The sequence below is a fragment of the Salinicola endophyticus genome, assembly GCF_040536835.1.
GTDB lineage: Bacteria > Pseudomonadota > Gammaproteobacteria > Pseudomonadales > Halomonadaceae > Salinicola > Salinicola endophyticus_A.
Map to the genome: position 1 here is coordinate 2487195 of NZ_CP159578.1, position 13790 is coordinate 2500984.

Consider the following 13790-nt stretch of genomic DNA (forward strand, 5'->3'; position numbering starts at 1 on the left):
TGATCGGCGCGTTCGATGAATGCCACACAGCCAGTACCTAGAATCGGTTTCGCTGGCTTACCGGAAAACCCAGATCTCTCTAACACTATCACTCGCCCCGCTGGCGCCAGAACATCTCGGCAATGGCCGGATCGCCAACTTCTCGCGCTCTCCGCCCAGCGGCACGGGCCATGCTTTCCCGCTCATCGGGGTATTGGATGAGCCGGCGCAGCGCCTCTTCCCAAGCTTTGGCGTCGTCCTCGACCAGAAGCCCGTCGACACCATCAGTAATGACCTGCGAATAAGGCGCGCGGGCACTATATAGCCCGACACCACCCATAACGGCGATATCCAGCAGTTTGATCCAGGATTTGCCACGGTTGAACGGGGTGGGCAAGAGCGGCGCCAGGCCGATGTGCAGCCGGCGCTGACGCTGGTAGGTCAGAAAATCCGCCCACATCCTGGCATCAGGGCAAGAGACCCGATCGAGCCGGCTCAAAGTCTCGGGCGCGTTGGCCCCCAGCATGATCTCGAAGTCACTTTCAGACCGGACATCGTGTACCGCACGGATGGCCGGCAGGAGCGCCTCTAGATCGGCGAGATGCGCGCGCGTGCCATGAAAACCGATCTCGACCCGCTTTCCGCGGTGATGCGAATAATCAGGCAGCGGCGAGATCAACGAAGGCGGGAGTACCGAAACCCGCCGATGATGCTGCCTTGTCGTCGTCGCCAGATTCTCGCTGCAAACCACGACCTCATCGGCGAGTGCGAAGAGGCGAGGCTGTATCTCGCAGACCAGTGCCTGCATGCGCAGCCGATACTCCTCCGGCAAACTCAGGTCGCGTGCGGCGGCCAGCAGATCGTCGTCGAGCAGGTAGTAGATCTCACCGAACCAGCCTCGAAAGCGCGTCAGCCAGTCGAGCCAGGATGCACTCAGGGAACGCGTGATGACCACATTCGCGCCCCGCCAGGCATAGGCCTGTAAAGGCCAGTAGCGCCAGGGGGACCGGGCCCGCGTATCCAGGTAGACGGTGCGCTGCCCGACCTGGGCCAGCCGAGGGATCAGCCCACGAAAATAGATATCCTCGGTCGGGTGGGCGCCATCGCTCAATACCAACCAGCGGCAAGCCTGATAAGGGCGGCGCGGTGTCTCACGCAGTGCCGCCAGCCGCTTGCGCCTGGCCTTCTTGGCCCGCGGCGTCAGCGGCGTTTGTTCTCGCGCCGTTCTGGAAGCTCGCACTCCCGAGCTCAGCGCCGTATTGGGCTCAGCGCAGGGAGAAGTCTTCATAGCTCAGCGTGAGATTGGGGTTGTAGGCGGGGTCCTGCTGCAGCGCCTCACGCCAGCGCTGACGCATGTAGTCCACCTCACGTTTGGCCCGCGCCTGCTTGACCGGGTTATCGTCGGCGCCACGAGAGATCGACTCATGATGATAGAGTTCGGCGAAGGGGGTCCACAGGTTGCGATACCCCTGTTCGCGCACTTTGAGGCACAGATCGACATCGTTGTAGGCGACGGTCAGCTCGGTCTCGTTGAGCCCCTGCACGGCATCGAAGACCTCACGCCGCAACAGCAGGCAAGCCGCTGTGACCGCAGAAAGATTCTGCACCAGATTGAGCCGATTCTGATAGCCCGGGTGCGCCCGCGGGAAGAAGCGATGCGCGTGCCCCGCTACGCCGCCGAGCCCCAGGATCACACCGCCGTGCTGAACGGTATCGTCGGGATAATAGAGCTTGGCCCCGACACAGCCGATCTCCGGCCGGCAGGCATGGGCCACCATCTCCGTCAGCCACTCAGGGTTGATGGGCTCGATGTCGTTATTGACCAGACCAAGGATCGAACCGCGCGCGTGCCGCGCCCCGAAGTTGTTGATCGCGGAGTAGTTGAACGGGGCGTTCCAGCGCAGCACGCGCACCCGAGTATCCGCCTGAATGGCCTCCATGTAGGCCAGCGTCTCCGGGCAGCTCGATTCATTATCGAGGATGATCACCTCGTAGTTTGGGTAGCGGGTGATCGCAAGCAGCGTATCCACACACGGCTTGAGTATCTCCACGCGGTCCCGAGTGGGGATCAACAGCGAGACCAGCGGCTCGGGCTCAGGAACGGCCCATCCGATTCTGACAATGTCGTCGCCGGCGATTTCGACCGTCGCGTGACTACCCAGACGCTGGAGATGATCCTCCACCGCGTGACGGCTGCGCTCGGCCCGGCGAGCGCTTACCACAGGTGTTTCAGGGGCCTTGTGATGGACCACGAAAGGCACATGATGAATGCTTGCGGCAGGCACCGAGCGTGAAACTGCGAGCAGCAAGCGGTGCATATCGAGCAGTGGCCCGTCGACAATCGGGGCGTCGAGCGCGCGCAGCACGTTCGCCCCGAACGCCACCGCATGGCCAATGTAGTTGGTCGAGAGCAGCAGATCCGGGTTCCATTGCGGCTTGAAGTTTGGTGCGGTGCGTTCGCCGTTAGCATCCAGACTGTCATCGTCACCATAGATGACCGCTGCATCGGCATGGACCTGCCGATGGTTAGCGAAATGGAACAGCGCACTGGGCGCGAGCTGGTCGCCACAGCGCAGAAACAGCACGTAATCGTTGGCGGGATCTTCCAGCGCCTGTGCCAGCGCCGCTGCCAGATCACCCTCCACCGGCCGGATGCGCGTATCGTCCCGCGCCTTCTCCCCGAGCCAGTCAGCCTGTGTCGTGTCCAGACGAGGGGCAGATTCCGTAACCGACTCAGCGTCGGCGGTGTCATCCATGCCCTTATCCACGGGCGCCGGCAAATACAGCCGCCAGTCCGCGAAACGCTGCCCGAGTACCGAATTCAGCGTTTCACGCACTGCTTCAGGCGTGGAAGGCGCCTCGCCCTGGGTCAACACGATGGCAAAACGAGGGCGCTCCGCAAACTGCGATTGAACCCGCGCAACCTTGTTGGCAGAAGGCTCGCGCAGGATCTCAATGTGTTCCTGCCAGTATTCGTAACTCGTCTCCGGGGCACAGTGCGTAAAAGTCGCCTCGTAATAGGCGCTCAGTATCCGCTTCCAGTTGATTCCCTCTTCCTTGCCTTCGCGTTTGAGCGAACGAACGATGGTCTTTTCGCTCACGCCCTGGAAGCGCTTATCGGCGTAACCGATTCGATTGATCATCCGCGTATAGGCAAAACGCGATGTCAGCCAGACAATATTGAAATGATCGATACGGAACTGCCCTTCCTGGCCCACCAGAGGCTCCAGCCGAATGCGACGAGCGCCATAAGGCACGAAGCAGACCCGCTTGGAAATCTTGCCGCTTCTGACGACCAGGAAAATACTGTGCCTGCGTTCGAAGCCCCGCCCCATATCGAAAGTGAGACAGGCCGCCGCCGCACGCCTATCGTGGCTGACGCCCAGCTCGATCATGTTCCACCCCGCCGTGGGCTTGTCGCCCAGGAGGATAAAGTGCGCCTCCTTGTCCGCAGCGTGCCAGGTGAAGTTGCTTGGCTCCGATTCAGCGACGGGGTGCATCTCCCCCATGGGCATGAATGATGGCGAGACACGGAAACGCGGATACGCCAGACGCCAGCGACGAGCCCGCAGAGCAAGACCGCGGTTCGGCTTCATGGTGCCTCCCGCTCGGCAGTATTCATTGTGGCCAACGCTTCAGCACGCAGAGTCTGATAGAGCGCCTCCCAGGGCTGCCAGTCTTCCTCTTTCTTGGCCTGGTGCTGGTTAGTGTCCTGGCGCTGAGATTCAGTATCGGACTCATCCTGTTTGCCCATGGGGCGCACCACACGCTTACGCTCTATCTCAGCCAGCGCAGCGGCATCCAGGGAGAGCATTTTTTCTCGAATGGAAGAAGCGACTGAAAAGTCGCTCGTGGGAGGGCGAATGGCAAACCGAGCCGTCGTCTCCATCAGCACGTAGCCCGGCGAAAACGCCTCGAGAAGGGATTTATCCAGATTCCCCGTGGTATGAGCGAATACCATCCGAGAGAAAATCCGCGGCAGGAAATTGAAGAACGCCGCGCTGCAGGAGCTGCCACAGACCAATAGAGTACTGTCGACCAACGCCTCTGCGTTTTCGAAGACCACGAGACGGCCGAAATTCGGTACGGCATTGTCGTAGACCTTCAACCGGGCATTGGAAAAGGAAAAAAGCACCTTGACGGGTTTCGACACGGCAGGGGCCAGTTTCCCACCCAGGTCGCCCTTTAGTGCGACTTCTTTATAAGTGTCATCCTTGAATAGCGCCTCCACCTCCTCCCGACTCAAGCCCCAGGATACAGCCAACTCGATAGAGGCCTGCATGGCCGCGGTATGCGTCCAGTGAGTATCGGTCTGGCAAAAGGCATCTCCGCCCAGCCCTTTCAAGGCCGAGAGCGGATGAATGACTTCTGTCGGTGCAATGCTCAGTATCTGTTCGACGGCGGTTTGCTTTGCCCGAGGCGTGCCATACTGAGCTTCGAGAACGGCTTCCTTGGAGGGCGTGATAAAAAACCGCCCGTGGGCCAAATGGGCTTTCAGCGCCTCCTCCAGCGCACCAAAATAAGCACCCCAGCGCTCAAGGCCGATCTCCGTCAACATCAAAGCCCCTTGATGCTGCTCCAGGCTCATGTTGCTGTCTGACTTGAGAAAGAGCCAACCCGACTTACCCGGGCGCACTTTATCGACATCGTTTACGCTCAGGCCCTGGCTGTCGACAGCGATGGTGTCCAGCGGCCACCGCTGCTGCCCGAGTTCCAGCGCTATATCGAACCGAGAGATACCCACGGGCAGGAAGAAGCGAAACCCACAGCGTAATTGAGGATGGTCGTCAAAGCGCTTGTAGCCGAAATGCGCCAGCACATCCGGCCGTTGCTCGGTCAGAGCCCTCTTGAGTTCGAACTCCGGCTGCCAACGTATGACGAGACGAGCCAAGGAGTTAAACTCGGCATACGACTCCTTGAGGAATAGCCACCCCTGCACCAGAACTTGCCCATCCTCGACTTTGGCCTTCGCGCCTTTGCTTGGGTAATCCACGACCAGGCGCTGCACCGGAGTCTCGGCTTTTTCACGCTTGCGAGAAAACATAAAACGCGGCTTGGCAGGTGCTACTTCTTGGGCCCCCAGCACTTGGGCCATCTCGAACCTACGCGCCAGCTCGCGCATCTCTTCGCTGACCGCCGACGCCAAGGCCAAGGACAAATCGCAACGCTCATCGTTACGGTCATGGCTCTCGAAATACTTCCTGCTCTTCTCATATCCTACTCGGGCAGCACTACCGCGACGCGACTTCTTTAGCACGAACTCTTCGACAGATTTTGTCAGGTAGTGATTGATTCTGACAGGTTCCCAAATCACCTTCTGGGACAGCCCCGGCTTGCGGGAACCATTCCGAAATTGGTAGAAATCGAACGCTTCGCCGTTGGCGTCGACGATATCGCCACTGGTCACCTCAGGGTGATGTGGATTGACCATTCTCGAGAAAGCCGAACGTCTGACAATCGTCTTGTAGTGATGATTGGGGGGAAATTCCTTCTTGGCCCGCATCTGGAAGCGCTCGATGACCAGGCCTTCCTGCCTGAACTTATGCCCAGAAGAGCCAAAACAGGCCCAGTTGATGACGACAGCACTCACACTACTATTCTGGAATCTGGATTCCAGCCAGCCGTGAAGGCAGGCCTTGGGATCCTGTTCCGTGCTCTGCTCGTTCATGGGCATGACGTACTCGTCAGCATCTATGAAGCAGACCAGATCCACATCGGGAGGACATATCGACATCAGCTTGTCGTAGGCGACCAACTGAGGCGGTGTCTCCGGCGGTGTCGCGACATCGACGTGCTGCAACCAGGCTTCCTGATCGAGCGACATCAACCACTCGCGCGTTCCATCCGTACTGCCGTTGTCTGCAATCAGGAAGTGGTCGGCACCGATGACCCGGTGATAAGCCACCCACTCCGCCAGTGAATCCATCTCATCTTTTACAATCGCCGCAATCGCCAGCTTCACCAAAGACTCCAATACAGTCGCTTTTGCCTACTCCGGGAGCCCCAGGCCACGTTCATGCTCTCGAACGGCCACGGCCCAGCGCTCAACCTGCCGAACTGGCAAAAAGCCTTGAATAGGCCTCACCCAATGAGGCCACAAAAGATGCTCGGCCGAAACGGTCCATGGCGCGCTTTCGCCCCATCTCCCCCAACCGCACCAGCCGCTCTGGCGAAGCGGCAAGCGTGCCTAGGGCATCCGCCAGGGCCTCGATATCACCCAGTTCGACCAAGGTACCACAGCCCTCCACCACTTCAGGCAGCGCGCCGTGACGATAGCCGACAAAAGCCCTGGAGGCGGCCATCGCCTCCAGCGCCGTTCTCCCGAACGACTCCTGAAAATGGGAAAGGCTCAATACGACCGAGACCCGCGCCAAGGCCTCATGCGGCGATGGTACATAGCCCGCAAGCTCGACCTGACATCGCCCGGCCTGCTCAGCGATCCGCTGCGCCATCGCCTCGAACTCCGCACTCGCAGTGCCGAACACAACGAAGTGCATAGCGACCCCATGCGCCTCCAGAGCAGACGCCAACGCCTCGAGATCTGACAGCCCTTTCTTGACGTGGCCGCTGGAGAGGATACCCACTCGCAGCGGGCGAGAAACATCAGCCACCGCCTCGAACACAGGCGGCGCCATTGCCAGCAACGGCGCCATATCGATGGTATTGGGAACCACCGCCAGGGCAACCGAAGTTTGGTTACCCTCTGCCACAGCCCCCCCGCCTTCGCTACTCAGCGATAACGTAAGGAATTCATCGCGGGTAAACCGGGAATTGGCGATCAGCAGATCCGCGGCCCCCTGGGTCTTATCGATGATCCAGGCAGCATCGGCGTTCAGTGTCTCGCAAAGGGCGGCATCACCCCGCGGCAACTCGCGAAGGTGAATAGCGGTCGGCAAGCCACAGCTCCTGGCTGCGCTCAAGGGCTCCTGCAGAACCAGGCTATTGGTCGCCACCGCATCGATGCCCAGTCGCTGAATCAACGCGACGAAGTGCCCAATGGTCTCTTCTTCAGGCTCACGCCCTCTCTGAAGCCACCCATAGGGAATGATCACCAGCCGGTGACAAAGCTCACGAAGCCGCTCCACGTACTCTGTATTGATAGCTTCCGGCAAGGCGAGGATCAGCCGATAGCCCAGCTCATTCAACCCGCTAGCGACATCGATAAGACTACGCTCGGCCCCATAGATCCGTTCCCCCGCCTGATGCCCGCAAAGCAGCAACGTTTTTGCGCCCGGGCGCGCCGCCTGCCGGCCAGAAAGCTCGGGCAATGGCGATAGACCCTGCGCGCGCCCTATTTCTAGATAGTGCGAAAGCGCCTGCGCGATGGAGAGCTCATCATCCAGCTGATGCCCGTAGCCGCTCTGGCTGAAGTTGGGCCCCGGGTCCATCCCCAGAAAGCGGCCTTCACGCCAGTAATGGTCAAAAGCCTCGACCCGGGTATCGTGGAGTTGCGGATAGCGCCGGAGATACCAGCCGCCATCGAACAAGCTCGACATCTCGATTCGGTCGCGTTCATCCTGATCCACTACAGGTACCGCCTGCCTCAACAAGGCTTCCGGCACCGGAAAAGGCCGCGGCGAGGCAGCGCGGGGTAAGAAGAACCTCTCGCCACGACCTATAGCTCGCTCGTACCAACGCCGCGCGGCACGTATGTGCAACGCCCGCACGCCTACGAACTGCGTACGGAAGTGAGTTTCGTTGTGTTGGCTCAACGACATCTCGCTGAAACGCCCAAACGCCAAAGGCATGCCAGGTTCGACATCGACCAATAACTCGGCTCCGAACGCGGCTTGGACACGGTCCAGGTATTCGGAGTCAGCATTGGCTCGCAACTCATCCCAGTACCCCAAACGCTCAAACACGCTACGGCGAAACATCAGCGATGAAATATTGCGATGAATCCATCCCTCTGCTTCTACCAGCCATCGTTGGCAGACCAGTGCCGGCGTGGCACGGGACCAATGGCTGATGGAGGCCACGGCCAAGCCTCCATCGTGTCGCGACTGCTCCAGCGCCGCGATCTGAAGCCTCAATTTATCAGGATGAGACCAATCATCACCATCGTGAGTGGTGATCAACTCTCCCGTTGCCGCTGCCAGCCCCGCGTTACGCGCCGCGTAAGTGCCCTGATTATAGGGCAGAGGGATAATTCGATAGGTCACGTGCAGCGGGCACTCAGCCGCTAAACGCTCGAGAATCGCTAGGGTGTCATCACTGCTGGCATCATCGACCGCGATGATTTCAAGCCGGCACCCGCGCTGGGCGAACAGGCTGCGGATGGCAGTCGCCACGCTAGCCGACGCGTTGAAGATCGGCAGGATAACACTGGCGAGTGCCGCGCTTTCAGTGGCAGGAGGGTTCTCCGCAGACGGCCGTAGACGATCCATCAACGGCAAAGCGCCGGGCTCGGCAATCAATGTGGCCAAACCTCTGGCCTGCCAAGCCGCATTGAGAGACGCCAGCACCTGCTCGTCGGGCGCCCCACGCCAGATAGAGAAATTGGCCTGGGCCAGCGCAACATTGAAGTCACGGGGCCAACGAGAGACCAGCGTATCCAGCACATGATCGAGCGTTTCCGCGGCTGCACCAACCTTATGAAGGCACCCCTGCGCCAGCAAACCCGGCGCCGGGCCATCAGGCCAAGTGATCAAGCGACCTTCGGGCAGCAGATAATTGGCGGCCCGAGCCGGCTCGGCATGGACCGCGTGCCAGCGCGCCAATGCCCAGCGGGCATGGTCACACTCTTCTTCGCTCGCATCCGGCGCGTCAATCAGCGCCTCTAGTCGAGCGACCATGGCGCCGCCGGCCCCGCGCCAGAGATGGAAATCTCTGGCCAGTGCACGGTTGCGCCTGGGCAAGCGCCCTTCGTGACGGCCAAACTTGAGGAAATGCACCAGCGGGTTGAGCCCGGCAGCCGCAACATCCGGGTAGGCGGACAGATACCAGGCACTATCGAACAGCGGGCCCGGAGAAAGCCCCTGATGCCAACCACTCGAGAGATAGTGCGCGGCAGCTTTCTCTTCGCTGTCAAATACGCCAAGGGCTTCAGTCTGCGTTCGATACCACCCCGCATCGAACCACGACGACTCGACAATCAGCGCCAGCTCAGGCTCTGACCTGCGCCGCATAAGCCCCAATCGCAGCGCTGCCCGCTTGATCGGATTAGGCATCAGGGCATTGGCTCACGGTTTTCCTTGATGCCATCACGGATGAAGTGCAATAGCGGATTAATGCCCGTCATCTCGACGTCTGGATAAACTTCCAGATAGGCGGCGCTATCAAAATATGGCGAGGGGTTTCGGCCTTCAAAACCGCCAAACTTCAGATAGTGCAACGCAGGGTTCTTACCATAATCTGGATCTCGAGCGATATCCGGATATCGTTCGAGATACCACTGGGCATCGAACCATTCACTCGCCTCGATCTCCGCCACTGCCTCAAGACGCTTACGGCGTAGTCTCCTGCGCTCTTTGCGCTTATCCCGCTCGGCACCAAAGGGGAAGTGGCCAATGGCCCATCGCGAGGCGGCGCTTGCCGCCCTGACACCCGGCTGCGGAGACGGTTTGGCTGACGCCATGGGCTCAGGTTCCGGCTTGACAGCCACAGGCTCAACGACACTAGGAATAGCTTTCTCTCTTGACGAGACCGCTGGCGCAGCCTCAGCTGGGCGCGCATTCCGATTAGCAGCGCGCTTGGCTTCCGCTAGTGCAGCATTGAGGCTGGCGATTTCACTATCGCGAGATTCCAGCATCCGAGTCAGTATTGCCAGCTCGTTGAAGCGCGTCGCGATATTTTCGTCTTTCTGGCGCAGCTCAGCTTCGAGCGCAGTGATACGAGCCGTTTGATCGACAGTTTTATGATTTGCCTTGAGCTTGGCATGCTCCAAAGCCGTTTTCAGCTCCTGACACTCGGCATCGCGCTTCTCCGCCACAGCCGTCAGCGCCGCTAACTCTTCAAAGCGCTTCTGGAGTTGATTCTCTTTCTGAGCCAGAGTCCGTTCGAGTGTTTGACGTTGCCCCTCGGACGCCGTCAGTTTTTGCTCAACATCGTATAAATCTGTTTGCGCCTGCGTGAGCTCGAGCTGCAGCGCCTGAAGCTGGCCGTGGGTATCGGACACATTTTCGGCCAAATGCAGCTTATCGGCTTCCAGCTCAGCAAGCGCCTCTTCGCGTTCGCGCAGGGTTTGTTGCAGGTTGCTCAGATTGGCACTCTGCTCTTCACGCTCCCTAGCCACATGATCCAAGCGTGAGGCCGTCTCGCGCAGCCGTTGAGCCTGCTTTTCCGCCAAAGCCTGGTCGACGCATCCCCTCCCCAACCTGGCGAAGACCTCACGCACGGTACGCGCAGCCGTGGGCGCAGCCCAACGATTGAGCAGCGTCTCTACCAGCTCAGCCGGCGCCTCACCCACCACCAACACACCCAGGCCATCACCATGGTGGAAAGTCACGGAGCGATAGCGGTTCTGAAGCCCCGCATAGTAGTGATGAGCGAGACACCCTGATTCGTGACGACTGATGCCCGGAATCAACACGACGCCTTGATGAGAAAGCCGGGGTATCCAACGCTCCAGCAGCTCATCCATGTCCGGGTCCGTCGGCTCCAGGTCCAGCGCCAAAATATCGACGCTATCCGCTTCTATCTGTTTCGCGGCGCGGTGGGGGGGCATCTGCAGATGCCGCGCAAAACCACCATAGCGACGATCCGCCTTGGCTTGGAGCTCTTCCGCCTGCGGGCCTTCAGCCACAAGCAAGCTTTCGGCGGACAAACCCAAACGACCAAGGCCTTGGCAAAACGCGGCATGCGGGCTACCAAACCGCGCGCCCAACGTGACGCAGCGCTGCGGTTGTGACGCTTCCAGTAGCCAAAAAATCCAAGGCAAATGATCAAGCCACGCCGAATCTTCGATTTGATCCGGCCGCCAAAACATGGCCCCCTGAGCCAGGCTCTGCAGCGGTGCAGTGGCAACTGCGCGGGGCCGCTTTCCAGTAATTAACATAATCCCTTTACCGTGCTTATTGCTCGCATCAGATTCAAAAATTCACTTTGTGGCGCGACAAAAAGAAAGTTCATCTAATTCGATAGAGATGAAGACAGAGGGAGCGCACCTGATCAATTGACAACCTGCCGGATGCTGTCTGCGATACGCTCTGCAGCCTTCTTGGCGGTGGCTGCATCCATGGCTTCGACCATCACTCGGATGAGCGGCTCGGTGCCGGATTTACGCAGTAATACACGCCCTTCTTGACCCAAATCATTCGTGACACTCTCGACGAGATCTCGCACTTCTGGCTCTTTGACAGGGTCTATCCCCGACTGGGCCTGATAACGAACGTTGATCAAGGTCTGTGGTAGCTTGTGCAGCCCCTGCTTGGCCTCATGCAAGCTAGCGCCCTGGTCGAGCAAGCAGGCAAGCACCTGTAGGGAGGCCACGATGGCATCGCCCGTTGGGGCATGATCCAAATTGATCAAATGGCCGGAAGTTTCCCCACCGATGCGCCAGCCGTGCTCTTCGAGCTGCTGCATGACGTAGCGGTCGCCGACCTTGGCACGGATGAAAGGCACACCTAGCGATTCAAGCGCGTGAGCCAACCCTAGATTACTCATTTGAGTCCCTACAACTCCACCCTGATAACCGGCAGCTCTGGCTTGGCGTGTAAGCAAATACAGCAGTTCATCACCGTCCACCACAGCGCCAGTGTGATCTACCATCATCAATCGGTCTGCATCACCGTCGAGGGCGATACCGAGGTCTGCGCCTTCCGCTTTTACAGCATCACACAAGCTGTGCATGGCTGTGGCGCCACACTGCTCGTTAATATTGAAACCATCTGGTGTTGCATGGATCGCCACCACGCAGGCACCCAACTCGCGATAAACAGCAGGAGCGACCTTATAGCCCGCACCATTGGCGCAATCGACGACAATCTTGAGCCCATCCAGACTCAAGTGGCTCGGCAGGGTCGCTTTGCAGTATTCGGTATAACGGCCAGATGCATCTTCGATGCGCCGTGCCTTGCCGAGTTTCTCGGAGGATACACAGGTCATTCCTCCGTCGAGAGCCACCTGCAGGTAATGTTCGATTTCGCGCTCTTGGGCGTCATTGAGCTTGAGCCCACCACGACCGAATATCTTGATGCCGTTATCGTAGTAAGGATTATGCGATGCACTGATGACCAGGCCGGCATCCGCACGGAATGTCGACGTCAAATAGGCAATAGCGGGCGTCGGTAATGGCCCGACCAAGGCAATATTAACCCCCGCCGCAGAGAAACCAGCCTCAAGAGAGGACTCGAGCAGATATCCACTGGCGCGGGTATCTTTACCAATCAAAACCTCGCGAACCCCTTCTGCACCAAGCACCTGTCCAGCAGCCCAGCCCAATTTCATAGCAAAATTGGGGGTCATAGGAAATTCACCGACCCGACCTCGAACACCATCTGTTCCAAAATAACTGCGCATCTTCACCACTCCATATAAAAATCACCCCCAAGCACCACGAACAACTACCCATCCGAGGCAGGAGCTTACAGAGCCGAGGTAGACATAAATACACCAACACAAAAACACGCAATAAAAAAATCACACCCTATGCTTTAATTTATATTCCAAGACGCCATCCCTGTTATTAGAAACACCACGATTCGCGACATCAAAAACATTCATAACCTTAGCCGACGGAAAACAACGAGAGACATACAAATAAGACGAAAAAAGTGCATTCTGATCTATCCACCACTTAAAATCAGACTTAAGCCAAGCCGATCTCCAATAACCAACATAGTTGCTTAAAAACACGCTGGAGCAAAGTGAATTTGAAAAATAAGAGAGCGGAGCGGAAACTCTTGTCCAAGGAGTTATTGACCTCACACCATAGCCATGCATTGTTAAAGACAAATCTGAATTGGAAACCATCAGCTCCATGTTGTCAGAGATCTCCTCAGTGAACAAAAAGTCAATATCAAAGACAAAAACATTGGCCTCGGAATTATCAATTATAAACTGAGCAACCAAATACCTAAACGATGCATATAATGCTGGCTCTAGTGAGTATGAAGGTCGAACATAGAAGACATAACCTCCATTACCCAATTCTTCCCATCCATCTCTTTCACCAATAACAAAAAATATTACAGGAAAACGAAGTGATGTACTCCTCATGGTGGACAAGAACTCCCCGGAAAATTTCTCAAAATAACCCTGATCACAAGAAACCAAGCAGACCGAAACCGAAGACACAACTTCCAAAAGGCTTGCACGATCAAACGCGAACTCCTCATTGGAAACAGCAGCCGAAGAATAAAAATCGTCATAAAAAAACGTATTAACTCCAGAAAAAAAGGAACGAAACGGAGCATCAACAGGATACCCCTTAAGCCTGACCCTAGCACAAACCTTAGAAGCTTCTTTATAGTCACCCTTGGCAAAAAAAAGAATAGCCAGAACCATTTCGTAGACTGCGTCGCCCCCCTCCCTGAAGCATCTTGCACACCTCCCCACCACTACTTCCAATTTGGAAACAGCAGCTATTTTGGGCATCAAAATCTCGCCGCCCTCATGCCAAGAAACTGATCTTCTTGCAAGCCTATACCAAACCAAGTACAAAAGAACGCACGACAGAAGGGTTTTATTTTTCCACTCAGGTATCTTTAGCTCATTACCACCAACAAAAAGAGAGAAATAAACATCGTCGATATTATCATTTTCCAAGCACTCCTTGTGCTCTTGAACAAGACGAGCAGCTTCCTTCCAAGGCATATCACTCAACTGCAACTTCAAGAATAAATCATTAAGGATATTGGCTTTATTCACAT

7 protein-coding genes are annotated in these 13790 nt (G+C 57.5%); all 7 read right to left on the reverse strand.

Features of this window, described 5'->3' with window-relative positions:
- Window positions 1–88: 88 nt before the first annotated feature.
- The 7 genes from ABV408_RS11210 to ABV408_RS11240 all read right to left on the reverse strand — a co-directional run bounded on the left by ABV408_RS11210 (window position 89) and on the right by ABV408_RS11240 (window position 13788).
- The gene (locus ABV408_RS11210) at window positions 89–1267 is read right to left on the reverse strand and encodes a glycosyltransferase (protein ID WP_353979036.1); all 1179 of its coding nucleotides are present in this window, start codon (window positions 1265–1267) and stop codon (window positions 89–91) included.
- Window positions 1245–3575: a glycosyltransferase family 2 protein gene (locus ABV408_RS11215; protein WP_353979037.1), complete on the reverse strand. Its 2331-nt coding sequence runs from the start codon at window positions 3573–3575 to the stop codon at window positions 1245–1247. The genes ABV408_RS11210 and ABV408_RS11215 overlap by 23 nt, the downstream gene beginning before the upstream one ends.
- Window positions 3572–5941: a glycosyltransferase family 2 protein gene (locus ABV408_RS11220; RefSeq protein WP_353979038.1), complete on the reverse strand. Its 2370-nt coding sequence runs from the start codon at window positions 5939–5941 to the stop codon at window positions 3572–3574. Before ABV408_RS11220 ends, ABV408_RS11215 begins: the two co-directional genes overlap by 4 nt.
- Window positions 5942–6023: 82 nt before the next feature.
- Window positions 6024–9149: a glycosyltransferase gene (locus ABV408_RS11225; protein WP_353979039.1), complete on the reverse strand. Its 3126-nt coding sequence runs from the start codon at window positions 9147–9149 to the stop codon at window positions 6024–6026.
- Window positions 9149–10975: a hypothetical protein gene (locus ABV408_RS11230; protein ID WP_353979040.1), complete on the reverse strand. Its 1827-nt coding sequence runs from the start codon at window positions 10973–10975 to the stop codon at window positions 9149–9151. Before ABV408_RS11230 ends, ABV408_RS11225 begins: the two co-directional genes overlap by 1 nt.
- A gap of 113 nt (window positions 10976–11088) precedes the next feature.
- Window positions 11089–12438: a phosphoglucosamine mutase gene (glmM, locus tag ABV408_RS11235; protein ID WP_353979041.1), complete on the reverse strand. Its 1350-nt coding sequence runs from the start codon at window positions 12436–12438 to the stop codon at window positions 11089–11091.
- A 120-nt stretch (window positions 12439–12558) separates the two neighbouring features.
- The gene (locus ABV408_RS11240) at window positions 12559–13788 is read right to left on the reverse strand and encodes a hypothetical protein (protein ID WP_353979042.1); all 1230 of its coding nucleotides are present in this window, start codon (window positions 13786–13788) and stop codon (window positions 12559–12561) included.
- Window positions 13789–13790: the final 2 nt, after the last annotated feature.